The sequence below is a fragment of the Starkeya sp. ORNL1 genome (genome assembly GCF_012971745.1).
GTDB lineage: Bacteria > Pseudomonadota > Alphaproteobacteria > Rhizobiales > Xanthobacteraceae > Ancylobacter.
The window spans coordinates 1,741,107-1,760,325 of record NZ_CP048834.1; the positions used below are offsets into that span (position 1 = coordinate 1,741,107).

Consider the following 19,219-nt stretch of genomic DNA (forward strand, 5'->3'; position numbering starts at 1 on the left):
GGCATGCTGCAACATGCTGACGTATTCTGAGGCGGACCGGCGTGCCGCCAGAGGAGACGGCACGCCGGTGCCGGATCAGGCCTCCGCTGCGATGGCCGCGAGGTATGTCGTGAGTACACCCTTAAGCTCGGCTCGCATGGTGTCGTTATCGCCGAACGACGCGCCAATGGCGAGGAAGCTTGGGATAATGCCCTGCATGGCAACAAGGCTAATGGGGACAGCGGGAAGCCCGGTGGACGGCGTGGTGAGTTCTCGGTTTATCGCGAGCTCGCGGTAAATTCGCTTTCGGTCACCGTTGCGTTCAAGGCTATAGAAGCCAGCGGTTCCAGCGGTCCCGGTCGCTTGATCGGCCCCACCGTCATTGAGCCGGAAGATCTTATTCCCATTATGGCGGTAGACGACCAAAGAGGGCGACGCCGTAGCCTCGACGACGTTGCTGCCGAGGCCCGATACGGTTGGTGCGATGAATACCGAGGCGTCGTCGCGGGAGTAGCGCTGCACGGCGGGATCGCTTGGGTTGAGCCCGTTCAGCCGGTCGCCGGTCACGCTTTGGGTCCAGCCGGCATCGACCGTGAAAACCGGGACGCCAACAACCGCGAGATTGAATCTGCTCGGGTCGCACCAGTTCAGCAGCGACGAGTTGCGGCCATGGGCGAACAGGAAATGCAGGGCGTCGAGGCGATCAAGGATGCCCTTGGCAAACAGCGCGCGCATGGCGACGTCGACAGTCTCGATGCGCTCGTCGGTCGGCGCCTCGCCTGCCGCCTGCATCAGGTCGACCAGGTCGGAGGTGCGGCCGGATATTCGCCCGACGCCCGGCAGATACACGCCGCCGGGATCCATGGCGTCGAGCAGCGCAGGCGTCTTGAAAGCGAGGCCCAGACGCTCGGGCATGTAGATGCCGTTGGGATCGCGCTTCACCGCATCGACCTGATCGCCAGCAATGGAAATGGCGAGATTGCCGACCGGGTGGGTACCGTCCGTGGTTGGGACCATGTGCATTGTCGTTCCCGCGAGATGAGCCTTGGTAAGGGCGGAGGTGAGCGTCACGTCATAGCCGCCGCTGCCGTCGGCGACGGACAGCGAGGCGTTGCGCTGTTCCCAATTGGCCGCGCCGCCCTCGAAGACGACGGTGGCCGCAGTAGCCCCTCTGGGGAGTGGAACCGGCGCAGCGAGCTTGACGGTCGTGGCGCCAATGGCGGCGTCGGCGAGCAGCGTCGTGGCGAGCGGGATGATCCAGCGGTCACCATAGGGATCCGGGCCGACAAAGCTCGGCGTCACGTCCAGCAGGTGGTCGACGGGCTCTGGAACGGTGCGCAGATAATCGACCATCTGCCAGCGCACAGCCGTCAGGCCGGGACCGTCCTGCACCTCGTTGAAGGTCATCTGATCGTAGTTTGTCCAACGCCAGTTGCCGGCGCTCTGCGATCGCGGGCCCCATGTACTTTGATCAAGCGGCACATCACGGGCGAACCCCTCCTCCGCCTTCAGCATCGCCCACCATGCCGCCATGCGCGCCTGCCATATGGCGAGATCCGGGTGCTTGTCGCTCGTGCCCATCTCCGAGAGCACCCGCGTATAAGGCCGGTTCGGCAGGCTGCGCACCATCTGGTAGCGCCAGTAATGCGAGGAACCGATCGGCTCGATTGAAGTCGTGTTGGCCGCGTTTGAGCCCGACAGCGACAGGTTGATGATGCCCATGGCGGCGGACCGCTCGCTCTCCCGCGCCATGAGCACCGGCCACCCAGCGGTGGCGATGCTGTCGCCAAGCAGTTCGAAGGCGTCGCGGCCGTCCCAGCAGCCTTGCTCCACGATCGCCGACGGGCCGTAGCAATTCAGCGCCTGGCCGCCGGCGCCGCTGACGCCGCCCGATGGCAGCACCGAGGCGCCGGTGAGATAACCGGGATTGGGTGCGGCGCTATAGGCGCCGCCATAATCGCTGCCCAGCTGATCCGGCCGGTACGGGCCGGGCCGGGTCGCGCCCTGCGCCACCGAGCACAGCGTGATCGCGAATATCTTGCTGCGGGGCCGGATCTTTACCGACACTTCGCCCCACACGCCGACCGTGCCGGCGGGGACAAGCACGCCTGGCTGGCCGCCGAACAGGATCGGGTAATGCACCCCTTCGACCAGGAGGGCGGCGCCATCGATGGTGAGGTCCGATGAGCCCGGCTCTTCCGGCTCGGCTCGCCCGTCATTCCAGGCGATGAAGTTGGGATAAAACACGCGGAGCTTGCGTGCGCCATGGCCATTGATCCAGATCGGCACCCTGGTGGCGACGGACTTCGTCGTTGCCGTGGCGGCTGGCGTTTCAAATTGCGGGGGAAACAGCCCGGTTCCCGCCGCCATCCAGGGCGGCAGGACGGTGACGCGCATGGTGCGCGGATCACCATCGACGCCGACGACGACGTCGTGCGTGGCGGCGTCAAGATAGTTCAATCCGGCGCTACCGGCGGCAACGATGCTGGAGCCGTCGAGCGCAAAGCGTCCGGCTGCATCGTCCAACAATGTCAGCGTGGCGCCCGAAGCGGCGATGGTGGCGACCACCGTTCCGTCCCATGCGAAGCTCGGCACCTCGGCGAAGCTGGGAACAAGAAGGCTTCCCGCACCCCTCGACAGTCCCAATCCCACCCCCAGCATCACGGCACCGCCTTGACGGCGACCTTCGCGCCGAGCGGGAGAGCGACTTCGAGGGTGGCGCCGGGCAAAATGATGTCGCCGGCCGAGGAGGTGTTGTCGCCCGTCGTGCGGTCGGGATCGGGAGTGGTGCCGATTGCGTAGTTGCAGGCGGCATCGATGGCGGTGATGCGGGCGACCATGTCGCGATTGGCCGCCATCGCCTCGCCGAGCGCGGATGTCGTGGTAGCCGCGCCGCCGGAAAAGTCCAATACTTGCGAATACACGCACTCGCCGAGGACGTTCGAGCCACTATTGTCCTTCAGGCCCACGCTGTAATAAGCGAGCTTTGCCTTTGCCATCGCTGGCCCTCCATGTTGTCAGATTGAGTTAAAGTCCCGGCCCATAAGCAGGGGTGCCGTCAAGAGAGACGGAGAAGAAGTCGCAATAGATGAGTGCCGGGGTGCGGCTAGAACCTGACACGCCAATCTGGCCGGGCAGTGTGAGGGAGGAATCCGTCAGTGTGGCCGTCCAAGCCGACGGTTCCGGATCAACCTTCCTCCACACCCTCGCGACATAGTCGTCGCCCTGCGAGCGCATGCGCATCCAGTACCAAGTGCCCAATTGCCATGAGAACACCGCATATGAAGGGCTGATCGGCCCAATATTTATTTCTATTTGATCGCGATCGGTGCTGTCGAACAGAGCGAATATTACGGAATCGGTTGCGGAAGAGCGCCTTATAACCGAACCAATCTGCCGCGAGGCGACAGTTCCTCCGGTTGCATCGACATAAACGCCCATCAGGACTTCGACATCGAAAGCTGGGACAATGTGATCCCAGATAAGCGAGCCCGAATTGCCAGTTGTGGCTGCCCCTCGCACCCTCAGCGCCTGCCCTGAGGTGGTGTCGCCGAGCGCCACGATATCGGTTGTAAATCCGGTCGTGCCGCTGCTTGTCCAACCGCTTGGCGAGACCCCCACCGGATAGCTCCCGATCAGCGTCTTGCCATTGTAGGCATTGGTAAAATCGGTCCAAAGCGAAGTAATTGGGCGTTTGGCCCAGATCTGCGGTGGGATCGGGAAGGTCATGGGAGCTTTCTTTGGATGTGCGGTGCAGGGCAGGCCGCGTTCTGCTTCAGCATCCTTCGAGGCCCGGCTTTCGCCAGGCGCCTCAGGATGAGGTCGCGCTAGAGAAGAAACCGCCTCATTCCCCGCCTCACGGCAGCGCCAGCCGCGACGCCTTGATAGCGTTGTAGACCGCGGTGAAATCTGCGCTCGAGAGCGCCCGGTTTCAGACGAACAGGCCGGATATCTGCGAGGTGGTGTCGGTCTGCCAGATGGTATTCGTGCCCCGCTGGCCAGCGCGAGGCAAGCATCGACGTCTAGAATGCGACAACCAGCCCCAACGACTGCAGCACATTGGTGCCGCCATCGTTCATGCTTGCCGTCAGATTGACGGGAGCCGTGTTGAACATCTGGAACCAGACATCCTGACGATCGGAAGACCCGACTTGCCGCGTACCCGTTGCCGTGATCGACCCACCGAGCAGGGTTCCACTACTGGAAGATCCTGCGTGCGCGATGGCGACAATGGGCGGCGTCTGGCCGGATATGCTGATCGTCTGCGTGGCGGGCAGAGAGCCCGCACCTTGACCGTTGACGGAAACAGCCGTGACGCCGGCAATCGGCCAAGCGGGCCTGAAGAGAAGAACCGTTGTCGAGGCCGTCTGCCCAGACGTCACGCCACTCAGAGTGGTTCCGAGATCACCGGAAACGAGCACCTTATGGCTGATCGTAGCGCGTTGCGCCGGACTGGACGATGCGGATGTAGTGCCCGCCAATGTGAATCCCGAGGGTATGGTCGCCGCCGGCGCCGTGGTGCTGCTGAGTTGCGAGCGCTGGATGAAGACACAGAGATCACCAGCCAGCGCCGACGCGGGCACTGCTATCGTGCCACCTGGAGCCGCAAAACTGTTCGCACCCTCGATGAAGGAAAGGCCCACCACCCCCGCCGCCGCCATCATCTGTGAACCCGCGAACCCCGGCAGCATCACGACCACCCCTTCGACAGAGACAGGCGGATATTGGTCGCCGAGACCACGTCATAGTCGATGTAGTCCACCGCACCCGCGGCGGTGGAGAGCGCCAGCGTTACCCCGCCCGCAGTCTTGCAGTTGCCGGATTTTGCCAGAGTGCGCCCGCCGGTGGCGTCCTGCACCACGCGGATGCGTCCGCGCTTGCCCACCACGGTGTTGGTCGGGTTGCCGAGCGTGCGGTTGCCGGCGAGCGTCACGGTGAAATCGATGCCCGCCGCGAGGTCCCAGGCAATCGTCGCCGCATCCGTCAGGCTCGCTTCGGCAAGCCCCGCCGCCACCGCATCGGTGGTGATGGCGCGGCCGGCGGTGAGCGCGCGATAGGCGGCGCCGTCGGCGAGTTGCACTACGCCGCTCGCCGCCGTCGTCGCCGCCTGCTTGATGGCGGCAAACGCGGTGGCGGCATTGGCGAGGTCGGAAAGGTTGTTCGCCGCCAGCAGCGTGCCGGCGAGGTTCAGCTTGGCGAACACCAGCGCAGTGGTGCCCAGCACGCCGCCGGCGTTGGAGGTGCAGAGCCACAGCGTGTCCTGGTTCAGCGCGCCTTCCGCCACCGCGACCAGCGAGCCGGGGAACTCGTCCCAGCTGTCGAACTCGCTGGCGCGCACCGGCGTGGCGCCCACCACATAGACGCCGTTCTGCGCGCCCGTGGTCTGGTCCTTCACCAGCACCAGGTCGCCGGTGGCCAGCGTCACGCCGTCGAGCGCGTCGCCATTGTTCAGGGCACTGGCAATAGTGATGTTGGCGGTGGTCGCCGCCCGCACCCGCGAGCGCTTGCCGAGATTGGCGGCGATGCCGTCGACATATTGCCGTGTGGCGGCGTGCAGCGCGGCGGAGGGATCGCCGCCCAGCGTCACGCTGCCGGTGAACACCGGATTGGCGGCGGGCGCCTTGGCGTCCAGCGCGCTTTGCAGCCCGCTCACCGTGGCGATCGCCTGGGTGCCGGTGTGGTTGGCGCGGGCGAAGGCATTGGCGACGATGCCCTGCGGATCATAGAGCGAAGCCAGCATGTCGCCGGTGCCGGTGCCGCTCGGGCCGGCCGGGCCTTTTGGGCCTTCCGGCCCCTCCGGGCCGACGGGCCCTTGCGGGCCGAAAGGGCCGGGCGGGCCGACGCCGATGCTGTCGGCAGCCTGCTGGGCGGCGATGGCGGAAGCCGCCGCCGCATCCGCGCTTGCCCGCGCCAGCAACACGCCGGCGGCAGCGGCGGCGGCGCCGGGCACCAGGCCCATCTTCAAGAGCGGGCGGTTGGTCAAAGGCATGAGCATCATGGGATGATCCCGTCCAGGATTTCGATGGAGCCGGTGAAGAGCTGCACCGGCGCGCCGGCGAGCGTCAGCACCATGCCGACGCTGTGCGAGCCCGGCCGCAGCCGGCGCATCTCCTCGGCGGAGAACACGAAGGTGAAGCTGGCCGCCGCCGCGTCATTGACGATTTCGCCGGCGCTCAGCCTCTTGGCGAGCAGGCAGGAGCCGGCCGGCGCGCCGGGGAAGGCTTTGGGCGCGGCGATCGCCACCACGATCTCGTCCGGTACTGGGGCGGGGCTGGCATCAGTCGGCCGATAGGAGACGGTCTCGCTCCAGGCCTCGCGATTACTTGCCGGGGGAAGATTTCCGGTCCACATGGCGCGCCTCAGAGCTTGATGTATACGGTGATGCCGGCGGAGGGCTGCACGTTGTCGTGCGCGCTCCCCGAACCGAACGTGACGGTGCTGTCATGGGTGTGTGCCCCGGCGCCGCCGATCTGGTGGCCGGGCGTGGCATCCGCCGTGCCGGTGTAGGCCGGCAGCACGCTGGTGGTGGCGCCGTTCAGCATCAGGCCGCCGGCCGTGTTCGCGGAGCCGCCGGTGCTGCTGCTGGTGAAGGCGGGATGACCGTGAAGGCCCGCCGATGTGGATGTCACGGTCTTGGACACGCTGGGCAACTGCGCCTCGGTCAGCGCGATCGTCGCCGCGCCCGTCCGGTCGCCGAGATTGACCAGCGCCGCCACGCGGTTCGCCGCGGTGTTGCCCATGCCGTCGCAGCCCACCAGCGCATAGCCGCGATAGTCCGGCAGCGTCAGGCGCTTGTTTGCCGCCCAGTCCGCCGCCGGGTTGGCGCCGCGCCCGCCGATGATGGCGAGCGAGGCATCCTCGTTCCACAGGAATTCGAACAGCGCCTGCGCGTCGTCATTGGCGTAGCTGGCGCCGGACGTGGCGGAGCCGATGGTCCTGCCGTTGCAGATGCGCCAGCCGCTGATCTCGGAGCTGTCATAGCGGAGCTTGATGTCGCCGGTGCTGAACAGTGCGGTGCCCTCCACCGGCTCGGACGGCTCGCCCCCGCCCTCCCCGCCGCCAATGCCGAGGATCGGCAGCGTGGTGAGGTCGAGCAGCGAGACGCCGTCGGCATCGGTGGCCCGCACCCGGTAGAAGTGGCTGGCGCCGTCATCGAGATACACCGGCGGAAACATGCCGTTGCCGTCGGCGATCACCGGATTGGGCAGCGGCGTCGCCAGCGAATACTCGGCATAGACGGTGAGCGGATCGCTGGTCTCCGCGGCATAGAAGAACGCCTTGGCGCCGGGGAATGGGCGCCCATTGGCGTCGACGCGCTGGGTGAGGGAAAGCTGCCAAAGTCCGGCCATGCGGAAGGCTCCATAAAAAAGCCCCGCTTTCGCGAGGCCTTGCGGGTTTGCTGCGGATGATGATGCGGCGTTGAAGGATCAGGGCGCGGATCGATTCCGCTGAGCTGCCGCCGGCACGGCCGGCCATGCCGTTGGACGCCTCTCGGTCGAAACCGGACCCAAGGCGGACAATTATTTGCTAGTCTCGCGGGCCATCAAACGGACGCGGGTGATAGCAATGTTGGAAACTGACAAGATGTTCGCTGGCTCGATTCCGGAAAACTACGACCGCTATATGGTCCCGTTGATTTTCGAGCCGTTCGCCGCAGATCTTGCACAGCGAGCAGCGTCCTTGGCGCCAAGCGCCGTTTTGGAAATCGCCGCGGGCACCGGGGTTGTTACCCGCGCATTGGCGCCAAAACTGTCCCCCGGCGCGAGCTATATCGTAACCGACCTCAACCAGCCGATGCTCGACTACGCCGCTTCGCGACAAGCTCCCGACAGTCGCATCGAATGGCGTCAGGCGGATGCCTTGGCGCTCCCGTTCGAAAATGCGGCATTCGATCTCGTGTGTTGCCAGTTCGGCGCGATGTTCTTTCCCGACCGCCCGTCTGCCTACCGCGAAGCAAGGCGAGTCCTGAAACTCGGCGGACATTTTCTATTCAACGTGTGGGATCGCATCGAAGAGAATGTATTCGCGGATGATGTAACGAATGCTCTCGCAAGGATTTTTCCGAACGATCCGCCGCGCTTTCTGGCACGCACACCGCACGGCTACCACGATACGGCATTGATCCGCAGCGAGTTGGAGGACGCAGGTTTCTCCCGTGTGGCGATCGAGACGAGGGCCGAACAAAGCCGTGCATCTTCGCCGCGCCTTGCCGCCGTCGCCTATTGCCAGGGCACGCTGCTTCGCAACGAAATCGAGGCCAGGGACGCGGGAAAACTGAAAGCTGCAACCGACTATGCCGCATCCGCGATCGCAGACCGACATGGCAATGGCGAGGTCGCTGCCAAGATTCAGGCACACGTAATCGCGGCGATGGCCTAGGTTCTGCCCAGCTCGGCCAAGAGCATAAAATTTGACGCATACGAACCACCGCGGCATCGCTGCCTCGTCTTGCGTTCGCGTCCGGTGTCCTGAAAATGCCGCGCCATGATCGACATTCCACAGCACCAGATTCGGGCCGTCTATGACGAGCACACCATCCGCGTGTATCAGGCCTATGGCGACGAGATCGCCGACGCGGCGCTGGCCAGCGGCACCTTCGTCTCGCCGCCGTTCAAGATCGATCGGATGACCTGGATCAAGCCGTCCTTCCTCTGGATGATGTATCGTGCCGGATGGGGCTACAAGGATGCGGGTCAAGGTCGAATACTGGCGATCGACATCAGCCGCGCAGGTTTCGAGTGGGCGCTGGAGCACAGTTGCCGGAGCCATCCCGATCCGTCGATGAGCGCGGCGGAGTGGTCGGCGCTCAAGGCGAGATCACCGGTGAGGATTCAATGGGATCCCGAGCGCGATCTCGACCTGCAGCCTCAGCTCATCGTGCGATCCAGATCGGCCTGAGCGGCGAGGCCGTTCAGCTTTATATTGAGGAATGGATCAGGAATATTACCGACATCACGCCCTTGGCGCATGTCCTACATTCATTTGTGCAGGAGCGCCGACTGAGCGAAAGCTATTCTCTGCTTCCGGAGGAAAGACCATATCTCATCAACGATACGCTTGTTGCGGACAAGATATTCTAGTCCATGGCGCAGGCGCTGCCTGGCTCAGCCAAGAACGTAGAACCTGACATAGACGAACCTCGCCAAAGCAGTGCCGCCGAAGAACAGCAGCGCCAGCGCAAAAACGATTGCTTTCCAGCCGCGCCGATTCTCCCTTTTCCAATACACCAACGACGATATCAGCAAGAATACGAGGCAGATGACCGCAACCCCGACAATACCATTGGATGCAGCCGTGCGAATCTTCGGGGGATCTCCCCACGTGGTATATGGCTGGACCACCATGCTCGCCAGCCAGAATAGGATCGCGATACTCAGCGACACCGAGCCTAACTTCCAATTCAACAAACAGGCCTCCCTTTATCAACGCAGCAAATCGCCCAGCCACCCCCATCGCTTCGTAATGTCCTGACCGTAGTCGAGATTTCGCTGTATCGCAGCGAGCGACGGATCGGATCGCGCGGTTATATTGCGCGACAATAATCTCCGCCTCCTGCTTTGCCTAACTTTCATTGGCCGGCGAAAAAAGCTGCATGAAGCCCTTTGCGTCGGCGTCTGGGTACCCTGGTTCGACAGGAACTAACCGCATAGCCCGGCGGGCAACCTCGACACTCCCTCTGCCGTTGGTAGGATGGGAATCGAGGCACATTAGCGGCGGACGCTCAGGGATCATGGAACGCGGCAGTTTGGACGAAAATCAGAGAAACACCGAGCTTCTTGAAAAGATCATCATGAAGCTCGATGAGCAAAACAGAATAATCATGGGCGGCATGAAACTGCTGGTGTGGCGCATATTCGCGCAGGCTCTACTTTTCTTTAGTTATACGAATTACCTGCACCCACAATGGATGTGGTCGGATATCTTGCGATATTGGCCGAAGTGAAGACTTGCCGTGCTGGCGTCACGGATTGGCGAACAGCGTCAACATGAAGGCCTTCTGCGCCGGTGTCAGGGCGTTCCGGTTCGCCCAAAGCTGATTACGAAGGTAGGCGCGACCAATCGGGGACAGAAGGGCCTGCCCGATCAGCGACGGCGTCATGGCCCCTGCCGCCGCGCCGGCGAGCGCGCCACCAAGCCCACCTGCACTTCTCCCAGTTGCGAAACCTATGGCAGCCGGCGCCAGACTCGTCGTCACCGAGCGCCAGCCATGGTCGCCTGGCGGAGCAGCTTTCAGGATCACCTCGGCCGCATTCGCCACGTCATAAGGATCGCCCGTGTAGCGCTCGAAGCGCGGGCCGCTTTCCGGATGCATGGCGTTGTAGAGCTTCGAATGCGAGATCGTTCCCGCATCGGCAGCCTCCCCACCGCGAACGATCGCCTTCTCGATCACGCGGAGATTGCGCTCCATCGCGTCATCCAGCGCGGTCCTGATCTTGCCGAGCACGGTGGCGAGCTGCGCATCCGCAGGTGTCGCTGACAGCAAGGCGCGCAGGTTGTCGAACCCAGCACGGGCTCAGCCGAGTTGCCCGAGCACGAAGAACTGCACATAGATGAATCGCGCCAGCGCGGTACCGCCAAAAAACAACAGCGCGACAAAGAAGACAATATCCCTCCATCCAAACCGACCAATCCTTCTCCAATACACTGCATATACTGATATCAGCAGGCATGTGAGGGAGATTGCCGAAGATAATAGAACGAAATCGCGGGCTCCTCCATGAACAGGTGGAGGATCTCCCCAAGTGACGTGTGGCTGCACCATCATACTCAACAGCCAGGACAGAAACGCCACAAGCAGAAATACCAGCCCCACTTCACCGCGTCGCACGTCTCACTCCTTAGCGTAGCAAGCTACTCAGCAAATCCCATCGTTTTGTAATATCGCGGCCATAGTCGAGGTTTCGCCATATGGCGGCGAGTGACGGCCCGGGTCCGCGATTATATCGAGCGCCAATAGTTTCGATCTGCTTCCTTGTGAGATTATAAGATGGTACTCCTTTATAATCTATATCACGGAGACCAGACAGATGCTTCGCCGCTAGGAATATGTTCTCCTGAGGATACTCAAGGGTCTTCATAATTTCTAGCCCCTGAGAGGCGTTGAGACCGCGACTCTTATCGTAACCAAGCGATTCAACAGCCCTTCTGAACTGCACGCTGAGATCGCCGAAAGACGTCTGATCCGGCGGCTTGCCATATCCCGTCAGGGGATGGATCATCTGCCTACCGATATATCCTAGATGGTCAAGGATCGGCGGCGCTCCACCCACTTCGTTGAACGCAACACCTGCAACCAGTTCCGGAGGTAGATCGAACCGGGCGGAGGCCGCTTTGATAGCATTGCGATAGCCGTGAACTCATTGACTCTTGAAATCAAGAATATTGTACCCGAGCATCTTCCATTTGAGAACATCGACGCCGGTCCATTCGTTCGTATCGGCGGCAGCTGGATACTTATATGCAATAGCCTTTATCTCGTTATGCAGCGGCGATAAACCTCCGTCAGGAGGCGCGAGGCGCCCACCTGAAGGAGTTGCATTGCCGGCGAGTGCAACGGGCCGATAATCAAGTTTCGCTTGAGATACCGTATCGCTGGCGTCCGTCAAGATGATACCGCGGCTGTTCGCACCCTGCCCTGCCCAAATCTCGTTCGGGGACATCATCCCCGCCCTCGTATTCTCGCTGGCGGCCATTGAAGGATGCACTCCCCACACGTCACGAGAATGGCCGGCCGTTCGCGCTGAGATCGGCATCTCAGCCTGGAACGACGGCGGCGTGTGGCTCAAGGGGGCCACCGGCGCAGGCGCCGGGGTCCATGGCGCCACCATGGGCGCGCCGAAGCCCCTATTGGCTGTGCCGCCTGCCTGGCCAGCATTCGGCGAGCGATAGGCCGCGTTGGCGAACGCCCAGTCGCGCAGTTCGGGCGCGGCCGGCTGCGGTGTGTAGCCCGTGCCGCCCTCGAGCTGGAACGGCAGGTTCGGGTCGAACATGCCGGCAGCCGGGCTCTGCCACCCCGCCGGCGGGGCCCGCTCCGGATCGGGCGTGACAAAGATGGGCGGCAGCTCCTCATAGCCGGCTACGCTATCGGGGTCATAGCCAAGGCGCGGATCATAAGGCATGGGTCAGACACTCCGCACCGAGCCATCGGGATATTTGCGATAGCGCATGCCGTTCTGGACGATGATCTGTCCGACCGGGATATCGGCCGCGCTGTATTGCCGGCCCGGCATCGGCCCGGCGCCGCCTCCGCCAGCCGCCGTGCCATATTGCCGGTTCCCGGGCGCGTATTGCGCAGTGCCACGGAGCGGATTCGGCGACGGCAGCGGTGGCGGATAGGCACTGGCCACGGATGCAGTGCCGCCCGGTGCACCGGCAGGCGCACGCGCGCCATAGACAGCGCCGTCCGCCGCGGGTGCGGGCGGATATCCCGCTGGGGACGCCCCACCCCAACCCTGCCCCCCATTGAGGGCAAGCGACCGCGCCAGCAAATTACCGGCGAAAGCCCGCGTCTGCTGATTGCCCAGCAGCGCCTCCAGCGCCGCGCGTGGCGGCATGCTGGGCGGCGCGATATTGGCCTGAACCTGCGGCGCGGCGTTCGCGCGCGCAGAGGCGACCGCGTCGGAGCCGATGCCGCCCGCGCCGGGCACCGCCCCAGCCGTCGGCCCCGGCTGCGTGCCGCCGAACAGCCTGGCCAGGTATCCGCCGGGCGCAGGCGGGCGGGCGCCATAGATGCTGTCGAGCAGCGGATTATAGGCGTTGGCGGCGTTGCGGTCATCGAGCCGGTTGCCGATCTCTCCGGCAAAGCCGGAGAGGAGACCGCCCTGCGGGGCGGGGATGGTCACGGAGGGCAGGGAGAAATCATAGGTCGCCATGTGCGGAACCCGGGGTTGCGAGGATTGGGATGGAAATGCCGGTGGTGCCGGCGGCGGGCTGAGCGCCCTGCCGCCATCAGCCGCCGAAGCCGGGGAACGGGATCGCCTTGCCGGCGAGCGTGCCCAGCGTCTGGCCGAGCTTGGCGTAGCCGGCCGCGTTCGCCTCGCCGCCCTGCGCATACTGGGTGTTGGCGCCCATGCGGCCGTGCGTGATCGAATTGTCGAAATCGACCCGCTGGCCCGCCGTCTGCTGGTAGAGATTGGCGAGGTTGTTGTACGCGCCCGCGGTCTGGCTGGCGGCGCTCAGCCCCTGCCCGCTCTGTCCGATCAGGTTCTGCAGCCAGGTGCCATAGGCCTGGTTGGCGGTGCCGGAGGCGCGGTCCTGCAAGGCGGTGAGCAGGTTGCCGCTCGCCAGCATGCCGCCCGCCGCGGCGCCGCGCTGCGTCGCCTGCAGCTGCTGGTTCAGATTGAACTGATAGCCCGGCGCCGCCTGGAAGGCGCTGGTCGCCGCCGCGTTGCCCGCCGCGCCGTTCAGCCCGAGTGCATTCGCCATCATGGTGTTGGCGGCAAGGCCGGTCTGGTTATAGGGCGAATACTGGCCGAGCGCCTGGTTGAGATAGCCGGCGGACTGCTGCTCGCCCTGGTTGATGTAGCCCATGCCGCGGTCATTGAGACCGTTCAGCAGGTTCTGGTTCTTCTTCGCCGCGGCCTGGGTGGCCTTGCCGGCATCGAGGCCCAAAAGGCCGGAAAGAAAGCTCATCGTCTTGCCTCGTTTGCAAGGGTGGGTGGAAGGGGTTTTCGGTTGTGGTGAAATGTTGCGCCGAGCCGGACGGCTCACTCGGCTTGAGCGCCGTGGAGGTTGATCCGCAATTCGGCCGCTGCAGGTGAACCAGGCCATTTCGCTCATCATGGCCGGCCTCGTGCCGGCCATCTCGGCCTTTGACGCGCTGTCAGGAATCGAGATCCCCGGCGAGAGCCGAGGCTGTCGCCCCGGCGTCTCTTGAGAAGCGGCGATCAAAGGTCGCCTTTGGCCCCGGATAACGGTCCGCTTTGCTATTGCGGGTCGGCCGCTCCGGATGAAGCGGTCATAATGGCGACCTCATCGGGAGGCGCTCGCACCCGCGAGCCTCGAAGGATCTGGAATCAACCCGGAACCTGGACTTCGACCGGGCACACGCGGCGCGGCTGGATCGCCGGGTCAAGCCCGGGGACGAGGGCTATTTGGAAATTGTCGATCAGCCTCTCAGAGCCTGACCGAAAATTCAACGATGGCAGGTGAAGCTGTCCATTTCCCCCGTCATGGCCGGCCTTGTGCCGGCCATCTCGGTCTCTGATGCGCTGCCTTGAATCGAGATCCCCGGCACAAGGCCGGGGATGACGGTCGTTCTGGGAATTGTCGATCAGCCTCTCAGGAGCATGTTCCCGACATAGAGCATGCTCCTATTTTTCCTCGCTGCGGCGCTCTCGCCGTAACTGCCTCAGACCCCTCGCCAATCGATCTCTCTGTGACTGCGGCATATTCCGCCGGCGGAGGGGGCCGGTCATCTCCGCCCACCAATCCTCGACCGACTAAGTGCTCTGCGATGAGGGGGCGTCCTTCCATGTGGCGGGTGAGGTTTCCGGATTCGTCGGGTTCTCGACCATGGGATGTTCACCAGACAGGTTTGCGTCCAGAGACAGCGAAATCACATGCGCGGTCGCAGCCCCCGCCACGCCTCGCCGCTCTTCTTCTCGGCGCGAACCTTCTCGCGCCTGTACCAAAAACCGCGCGCCAGGCGGTCCCGCTGCTCCTGCGGCAAGCTACGGTAATAGGCACGCAGCGAAGCCTCCGCCAGATAGTCGGCGAACCACTCGTCGAACGTCCTTGCTTTCGGGGGACCGGCCTCGTGCAGCCAGATCACGCTGTCCAGATCGGGTTTGGTCGGCTCATCCACCATTGGCGCGCAGCTACCTCCTTCGTAACGATATCGGGACTATAAGCGTGAACGCAGCTGAACAGGACCATCGCAAATAGAACGCTAGGTCAGGCGACTACATGCGCGGCCGCAGCCCCCGCCACGCCTCGCCGCTCTTCTTCTCGGCGCGGACCTGCTCGCGCCTGTACCACAAACCGCGCGCCAGGCGGTCCCGCTGTTCCTGCGACAAGCCACGCCGATGCGCACGCAGCGGCGCCTCCGCCAGATAGTCGGCGAACCACTCGTCGAACGTCCTTGCTTTCGGCGGACCGGCCTCGTACAGCCAGATCACGCTGTCCTGTTCAGGCATCGTCGGTTCATCCACCATGGGTGCGCAGCGGCCTCCTATACCTCGCTCGCGCGACTATATAGGCGCAGGCCGCCCACGCATATCCAGCACGACGCCAGGGCCCTCGCCGGCATCTGCTGCTATCGCGGCGAAGGTCGCTCATCCCAGCCGGCTTGGGCATCGTCCGGCGCTGCGGGCAGGCTAAGCGCCGCTCCCGCGAGCGTGTTGAACTGAATGAACTTTGCCAGAACGGGATGCTCGTTCACCCATTCGCGGATCACGGCCGCGACGTTCGGCGCCACCTGCTTGAACGCGTTTGGATTTCGCAAATAGGCGCGGAAACTCTCCGCCCAGTACTCATGCTCGAAATCACGGGGATCATACCCGAAATCTGCCGGCGTCGAGAGCGGCCCCGCATTGTGCCCGTCCCGGTTCTGCCTCCTCGGCGAGGCTAAAAAACCTATTTCAACATCCTGCTAGGTTGCGTTGCCGGCCCAATAGGCTTGCTGAAATTCCTCGTCCGATATCGGCGCTCCCGGCATCGGCACGCCGCCAGCATTGAACTGGATGACCCTGTTAAGACGCGGATTGTTGTTCACCGCCTTGCGGATTGCCGCCGCAGTCTTGGGTGCCACTGTCTTGATGTAGTTTGGATCAGTCATGTAGGCCCGGATGGCTTCCGCCATATATTCGGGCGGCACGTCGAGGTTCTTGTAGCCGGCGTGTTCCGGCCTCATCGGCTGCCCGTAACGGGTGGGCTCAGCTGGATTCCCGTATTCCCTCTTCGGGTTGTTCAGGTCGTTATAGATCCGTTTCAGTTCTTCCTTGATGCCGGCCTGCGGGATGGCATTGACAGGAATGCCCTTGTCAAAACGGACGAACTTGCCGGCCAGATCGTCGACCATGTGCCCGATCTCATGGGCAACAACCATCGCATATTCGTCAGGCGACAAGGAGTTGAGGGCGACGATATCGCGCTCGAGGCCATCCTTCCCGCGCCTTATACGATAAGCACCTACTTTTCCTCTTCCGAGTTCTCGCGCCGTAATTGCCTCAGGACGCGTGCCAATCGATCTCTCCGCCACTTCGGCATATTGCGACGGTGTGAGGGACTGGTCGCCTCCGCCCACCATTCTTCGACCGACAACGTGCTCGGCGATGAGAGGTCGTCCTTCGATGTCCTAGGTGAGGTTTCCGGCTTGGTCGGCTCGCGCGCCATTGGGGTAATCCGCCTCGAAGGAACGCTGTGGACGAACAGGTGGAGGATAGATTTCCGCGCTGCCACTTTCAAGCGATTTCAACGAGTTGAAGCCCTTCACCGCACGCCCCGCCGGGCCTAGACCGGCCATGCCAGCCAGTTCCATCACCGCCTCGAACGCCTCATCGCTATTGGGATCGACCTCTCCATTCAACACCCTGCCCGGCATCATCACCGCGCGCTTGGCGGCTCCGATCTGGCCCGCATCGGTGTCGAAGTGGAGATTGCCATCCTCATCGCCGCTGAATGGGAGGACACGCCCGCGCCAGGTGGTCCGCGGCTCGCCGGTCGCTGCCGGGCGCGGCAACGGCACCGAGCCCCGGGGCTCCAGCACCGGATTGCGCGGCGCCATCACCGGCGGAGCCTGGACCTGCGCCAGCGGCGTCTGGAACTGCTCCGCTTGCCCCTGCTGCGCCATCTGCGTCGGCTGCATCAGCCATGAGAGCCACTGGCCGGGCGGTGGCCGCGTCGGCTCCGTCGCATATTGGCCGAACATTTCGTCCGACCGACTGGAGCCACCTCATCCTGAGGTGCTCGGGCTTGCCCGAGCCTCGAAGGATGCTCGTTTCGGATCACCGGCGCTCTGTTTCAGCATCCTTCGAGGCCGCCTGCGGCGGCACCTCAGGATGAGGTTCATCTATTCGAGTAATCGATCAAGTATTCGCCGCATCGGCGACAATCGAGAGCACCGCATCGCCGCCGATCACGGTAATGCCGAACCAGAATTTGTTGCCCACCACCGTGTCGTGCTCGGCCCCCGCCAGCCCCTCGAACCCGCTCACATCGATGGCGCCGGCCCCAGTGCCGTTCACCACGCGCAGCGCCATGGCGCAGGTGTCGGCCGGCGGGGTCAGCGTGAAGGCGCCGGTCACGGTCAGCCTCTGCAAGGCGCCATTGGCCGGGTCCGGCGTGAAGCTGCCCGCTCCCACCGCGCCATTGTCGAAATCGGCCTGGGTGAAACCGACGCTCAGCTCGGCGCCGGTGCCGGCGTGCAGCAAATCGTCCGGCAGGCCCTGCAGCGCGGATTGCGCCGCCTGCAGCAGCGGGTTGATGCGCTTCAGCCAGAGATACCATTCCTCATGGATCAGCCCGGTCGCCGGCACCGTCAACGGCGCGCTCGGCGGCGGCAGCGAGGGGATGTTCGGTGCCATCGGCGCCTCTCTCGGTTGGTTTTCGGGGGAAGGCGCTCGGCTTCAGCATCCTTCGAGGCCGCTGCGCGGCACCTCAGGATGACGTCGTTTTTCTAAGAACCACGTCATCCTGAGGTGCGAGCGCCAGCGAGCCTCGAAGGATGCTCACGCAGTACGACGCAACCGCCTCACCGCGGCCGCGCATCGATCTCGTGCGCGCCGCTGAGCAGCGTGACATAGACCGGATCGGACATTTCCAGCCGCCACACCCGCCCCACCGGCCCGGTGAGGCCGCAGCGATTGATGCTGACCCGCGTGCCGTATTCGCCCTGCCGGCCGAGCTGGCGCCACACCGGCGTGGAGAACAGATTGCCGCCATCGTCGGAATAGGAGATCCAGCAGCGCGGATCGGTCTCCACCGGCTGCACGCCGCCGGCGAGGCCCTGCCCCACCACGAAGTTGAAATCCGCCCGCGGCACCGCCAGCCGGTTCGGGAAGGCCGCGCCCTGCGCCGAGGTGATGCGGATCACCATCGGGTCGTCGCCCTCGCGGCGATAATCGTCGTCGATGCGGTAGAGCCGGCCGTTTGCGGCATGGCCCACCACCCATTCGCCGAAGGCGCGCACCGAGCCCTTCGCCAGCCAGTTCGGCGCAAGATAGGATTGCCGCTCGTGCCAGAAGCCGGTGGAGAGGTCATACACCCAGGCGAAATCCGGCCCGATGATCGCCCAGCACGGATGGCCGGGATGGGTGAAGACCAGCGCATGCAGGCTTCCCACATCATCGACCGATTGCAGCGCGCGGTCGATATCCGGCGTCGAGATCAGGCTCGGCACATAGCCGCCGTCGAGCCGGTAGACCGCGCGGTCGTCGCCCACCCAGATGAGGGACGACACCCAGCCATCCTCGAAGCCGGCTATCGCGTCCGGCGCGATCAGCCCGCGCGGGATCACCGCGGTGCGGGTGAAGGGGAAGCCCTCGGCCTGCGCGGTGTTGGCGAACACCTCGATCGAGTTCGGCCCGAAGGCGAAGGTCTGCTGGCCGAAGGAGATGCCGCGATAGAGCCCGCCGGGGCGCGCCTGCGCCGTGGTGAAGTCGAGCGGGTTCACGCTGGTGTCGTTGATGCCCGAGGTGACGATGCGCCCATCCGCCAGCGTGAAGATGAAATAGCCGTCCTGGAAGGTGACAGAGTTGGGCTGGTCGAGATCGGGATCGATGAAGCTCACCGGCCCGGTGGTGAGGTCGATCTGGAACGCGCCCTCGCTCGCCACCGCGACGATATCGGGCGTCGGCGCCTTGTTGTTGCGCTCGAAATAGACCGGCCCCTCCCCGGCCAGCCCGCCAATGTCGGTGGCGGCATAGCCACTGCCGGCCGGCTCGATCTTGATCAGCCGGTCGCCACGGCACATCAGCAGCACATTGTTCACGAACAGGAAGCCGCGGCAGGCGCCCGTGCCCAGCGTATCGATGAGGAAGCGCAGCCCCGGCGCCGGGCGGCGGGCATGGTCGGCCTGGCCGCCGGGGCCGAGCTGCTCGGTCATGGCGTTGACGAGCCGGCCCTGCCCCTCGATCGGCCGCCGGCCCGGCGCCGAGGAGAGCGGGAAGATGATGTCGGGCATGGGGGAGCCTCAGGGTCTGGCTTGATGGCGACAGTGGACGTGGGTCAGTTCCATCGTCATGGCCGGGCTTGTCCCGGCCATCCACGGTTGTTCCTGCGTCAAGGACGTGGATCCCCG

At 64.2% G+C, this 19,219-nt stretch carries 22 protein-coding genes; 3 read left to right on the top strand and 19 right to left on the bottom strand.

The features are described from left to right. Positions 1-75: 75 nt before the first annotated feature. The 7 genes from G3545_RS08410 to G3545_RS08440 form a co-directional block, all read right to left on the bottom strand. Entirely contained in the window at positions 76-2,547 is a 2,472-nt protein-coding gene (locus G3545_RS08410) for a hypothetical protein (RefSeq protein WP_170011578.1), read from the bottom strand. A 92-nt stretch (positions 2,548-2,639) separates the two neighbouring features. Further along, positions 2,640-2,978, bottom strand: coding sequence for a hypothetical protein (locus tag G3545_RS08415; protein WP_170011579.1), 339 nt, complete (start codon positions 2,976-2,978; stop codon positions 2,640-2,642). A gap of 28 nt (positions 2,979-3,006) precedes the next feature. Beyond that, positions 3,007-3,708, bottom strand: coding sequence for a hypothetical protein (locus G3545_RS08420; RefSeq protein ID WP_170011580.1), 702 nt, complete (start codon positions 3,706-3,708; stop codon positions 3,007-3,009). A 293-nt stretch (positions 3,709-4,001) separates the two neighbouring features. Further along, positions 4,002-4,670, bottom strand: a complete 669-nt coding sequence (locus G3545_RS08425; protein WP_170011581.1) for a hypothetical protein — start codon at positions 4,668-4,670, stop codon at positions 4,002-4,004. Next, complete coding sequence (locus tag G3545_RS08430; protein ID WP_170008849.1) at positions 4,670-5,977, bottom strand: hypothetical protein; 1,308 nt, start codon at positions 5,975-5,977, stop codon at positions 4,670-4,672. The genes G3545_RS08425 and G3545_RS08430 overlap by 1 nt, the downstream gene beginning before the upstream one ends. Continuing rightward, on the bottom strand, positions 5,974-6,330 hold the full coding sequence (locus tag G3545_RS08435; protein WP_170011582.1) for a hypothetical protein: 357 nt from the start codon (positions 6,328-6,330) through the stop codon (positions 5,974-5,976). The genes G3545_RS08430 and G3545_RS08435 overlap by 4 nt, the downstream gene beginning before the upstream one ends. A gap of 8 nt (positions 6,331-6,338) precedes the next feature. Next, positions 6,339-7,328 carry a hypothetical protein gene (locus tag G3545_RS08440; protein WP_170011584.1) on the bottom strand — a complete coding sequence of 330 codons (990 nt, stop codon included), beginning with the start codon at positions 7,326-7,328 and terminating at the stop codon, positions 6,339-6,341. 217 nt (positions 7,329-7,545) lie between these two features. On the opposite strand from G3545_RS08440, the gene G3545_RS08445 reads away from it, so the two are divergent. Together G3545_RS08445 and G3545_RS08450 are read left to right on the top strand one after the other, a co-directional pair. Beyond that, on the top strand, positions 7,546-8,358 hold the full coding sequence (locus G3545_RS08445; RefSeq protein WP_170011586.1) for a class I SAM-dependent methyltransferase: 813 nt from the start codon (positions 7,546-7,548) through the stop codon (positions 8,356-8,358). A 105-nt stretch (positions 8,359-8,463) separates the two neighbouring features. Continuing rightward, a complete protein-coding gene (locus G3545_RS08450; protein WP_206151403.1) occupies positions 8,464-8,877 on the top strand; it encodes a DUF4291 family protein in 414 nt (137 codons plus the stop codon). A 206-nt stretch (positions 8,878-9,083) separates the two neighbouring features. Here the strand turns inward: G3545_RS08450 and G3545_RS08455 are convergent, their stop codons facing one another. After that, on the bottom strand, positions 9,084-9,386 hold the full coding sequence (locus G3545_RS08455; protein WP_170011588.1) for a hypothetical protein: 303 nt from the start codon (positions 9,384-9,386) through the stop codon (positions 9,084-9,086). A 323-nt stretch (positions 9,387-9,709) separates the two neighbouring features. On the opposite strand from G3545_RS08455, the gene G3545_RS08460 reads away from it, so the two are divergent. Then, positions 9,710-9,922 (top strand): hypothetical protein, encoded by a 213-nt coding sequence (locus G3545_RS08460; protein ID WP_170011590.1) that lies wholly within the window; start codon positions 9,710-9,712, stop codon positions 9,920-9,922. An 18-nt stretch (positions 9,923-9,940) separates the two neighbouring features. Here G3545_RS08460 and G3545_RS08465 read toward each other — a convergent pair whose 3' ends face one another. The 11 genes from G3545_RS08465 to G3545_RS08515 form a co-directional block, all read right to left on the bottom strand. Beyond that, positions 9,941-10,423: a hypothetical protein gene (locus G3545_RS08465; RefSeq protein ID WP_170011592.1), complete on the bottom strand. Its 483-nt coding sequence runs from the start codon at positions 10,421-10,423 to the stop codon at positions 9,941-9,943. Between the two features lie 69 nt (positions 10,424-10,492). Next, on the bottom strand, positions 10,493-10,807 hold the full coding sequence (locus G3545_RS08470) for a hypothetical protein (protein ID WP_170011593.1): 315 nt from the start codon (positions 10,805-10,807) through the stop codon (positions 10,493-10,495). A gap of 529 nt (positions 10,808-11,336) precedes the next feature. Beyond that, complete coding sequence (locus G3545_RS08475) at positions 11,337-12,098, bottom strand: hypothetical protein (protein WP_170011595.1); 762 nt, start codon at positions 12,096-12,098, stop codon at positions 11,337-11,339. A gap of 3 nt (positions 12,099-12,101) precedes the next feature. Then, complete coding sequence (locus G3545_RS08480) at positions 12,102-12,851, bottom strand: hypothetical protein (RefSeq protein WP_170011597.1); 750 nt, start codon at positions 12,849-12,851, stop codon at positions 12,102-12,104. Positions 12,852-12,927: 76 nt separating this feature from the next. After that, the gene (locus tag G3545_RS08485) at positions 12,928-13,611 is read right to left on the bottom strand and encodes a hypothetical protein (protein ID WP_170011599.1); all 684 of its coding nucleotides are present in this window, start codon (positions 13,609-13,611) and stop codon (positions 12,928-12,930) included. Between the two features lie 925 nt (positions 13,612-14,536). Then, a complete protein-coding gene (locus tag G3545_RS08490; protein ID WP_170011601.1) occupies positions 14,537-14,788 on the bottom strand; it encodes a hypothetical protein in 252 nt (83 codons plus the stop codon). A 94-nt stretch (positions 14,789-14,882) separates the two neighbouring features. Further along, positions 14,883-15,134 carry a hypothetical protein gene (locus G3545_RS08495; RefSeq protein WP_170011602.1) on the bottom strand — a complete coding sequence of 84 codons (252 nt, stop codon included), beginning with the start codon at positions 15,132-15,134 and terminating at the stop codon, positions 14,883-14,885. A 437-nt stretch (positions 15,135-15,571) separates the two neighbouring features. Continuing rightward, a complete protein-coding gene (locus tag G3545_RS08500) occupies positions 15,572-16,000 on the bottom strand; it encodes a hypothetical protein (RefSeq protein ID WP_170011604.1) in 429 nt (142 codons plus the stop codon). Between the two features lie 276 nt (positions 16,001-16,276). Then, a complete protein-coding gene (locus G3545_RS08505; RefSeq protein ID WP_170011606.1) occupies positions 16,277-16,786 on the bottom strand; it encodes a hypothetical protein in 510 nt (169 codons plus the stop codon). 220 nt (positions 16,787-17,006) lie between these two features. Next, positions 17,007-17,504, bottom strand: a complete 498-nt coding sequence (locus G3545_RS08510) for a hypothetical protein (protein WP_170011608.1) — start codon at positions 17,502-17,504, stop codon at positions 17,007-17,009. Positions 17,505-17,671: 167 nt separating this feature from the next. Next, on the bottom strand, positions 17,672-19,102 hold the full coding sequence (locus tag G3545_RS08515) for a hypothetical protein (protein WP_170011610.1): 1,431 nt from the start codon (positions 19,100-19,102) through the stop codon (positions 17,672-17,674). Positions 19,103-19,219 lie beyond the last annotated feature (117 nt).

Excerpts from the sequence above, each read along its gene's own strand:
- G3545_RS08415 (WP_170011579.1), bottom strand. The coding sequence starts at position 2,978 with ATGGCAAAGGCAAAGCTCGCTTATTACAGCGTGGGCCTGAAGGACAAT.
- G3545_RS08420 (WP_170011580.1), bottom strand. The coding sequence starts at position 3,708 with ATGACCTTCCCGATCCCACCGCAGATCTGGGCCAAACGCCCAATTACT.
- G3545_RS08425 (WP_170011581.1), bottom strand. The coding sequence starts at position 4,670 with ATGCTGCCGGGGTTCGCGGGTTCACAGATGATGGCGGCGGCGGGGGTG.
- G3545_RS08430 (WP_170008849.1), bottom strand. The coding sequence starts at position 5,977 with ATGATGCTCATGCCTTTGACCAACCGCCCGCTCTTGAAGATGGGCCTG.
- G3545_RS08435 (WP_170011582.1), bottom strand. The coding sequence starts at position 6,330 with ATGTGGACCGGAAATCTTCCCCCGGCAAGTAATCGCGAGGCCTGGAGC.
- G3545_RS08440 (WP_170011584.1), bottom strand. The coding sequence starts at position 7,328 with ATGGCCGGACTTTGGCAGCTTTCCCTCACCCAGCGCGTCGACGCCAAT.
- G3545_RS08445 (WP_170011586.1), top strand. The coding sequence starts at position 7,546 with ATGTTGGAAACTGACAAGATGTTCGCTGGCTCGATTCCGGAAAACTAC.
- G3545_RS08450 (WP_206151403.1), top strand. The coding sequence starts at position 8,464 with ATGATCGACATTCCACAGCACCAGATTCGGGCCGTCTATGACGAGCAC.
- G3545_RS08460 (WP_170011590.1), top strand. The coding sequence starts at position 9,710 with ATGGAACGCGGCAGTTTGGACGAAAATCAGAGAAACACCGAGCTTCTT.
- G3545_RS08475 (WP_170011595.1), bottom strand. The coding sequence starts at position 12,098 with ATGCCTTATGATCCGCGCCTTGGCTATGACCCCGATAGCGTAGCCGGC.
- G3545_RS08480 (WP_170011597.1), bottom strand. The coding sequence starts at position 12,851 with ATGGCGACCTATGATTTCTCCCTGCCCTCCGTGACCATCCCCGCCCCG.
- G3545_RS08485 (WP_170011599.1), bottom strand. The coding sequence starts at position 13,611 with ATGAGCTTTCTTTCCGGCCTTTTGGGCCTCGATGCCGGCAAGGCCACC.
- G3545_RS08490 (WP_170011601.1), bottom strand. The coding sequence starts at position 14,788 with ATGGTGGATGAGCCGACCAAACCCGATCTGGACAGCGTGATCTGGCTG.
- G3545_RS08495 (WP_170011602.1), bottom strand. The coding sequence starts at position 15,134 with ATGGTGGATGAACCGACGATGCCTGAACAGGACAGCGTGATCTGGCTG.
- G3545_RS08500 (WP_170011604.1), bottom strand. The coding sequence starts at position 16,000 with ATGGTCGACGATCTGGCCGGCAAGTTCGTCCGTTTTGACAAGGGCATT.
- G3545_RS08505 (WP_170011606.1), bottom strand. The coding sequence starts at position 16,786 with ATGCAGCCGACGCAGATGGCGCAGCAGGGGCAAGCGGAGCAGTTCCAG.
- G3545_RS08510 (WP_170011608.1), bottom strand. The coding sequence starts at position 17,504 with ATGGCACCGAACATCCCCTCGCTGCCGCCGCCGAGCGCGCCGTTGACG.
- G3545_RS08515 (WP_170011610.1), bottom strand. The coding sequence starts at position 19,102 with ATGCCCGACATCATCTTCCCGCTCTCCTCGGCGCCGGGCCGGCGGCCG.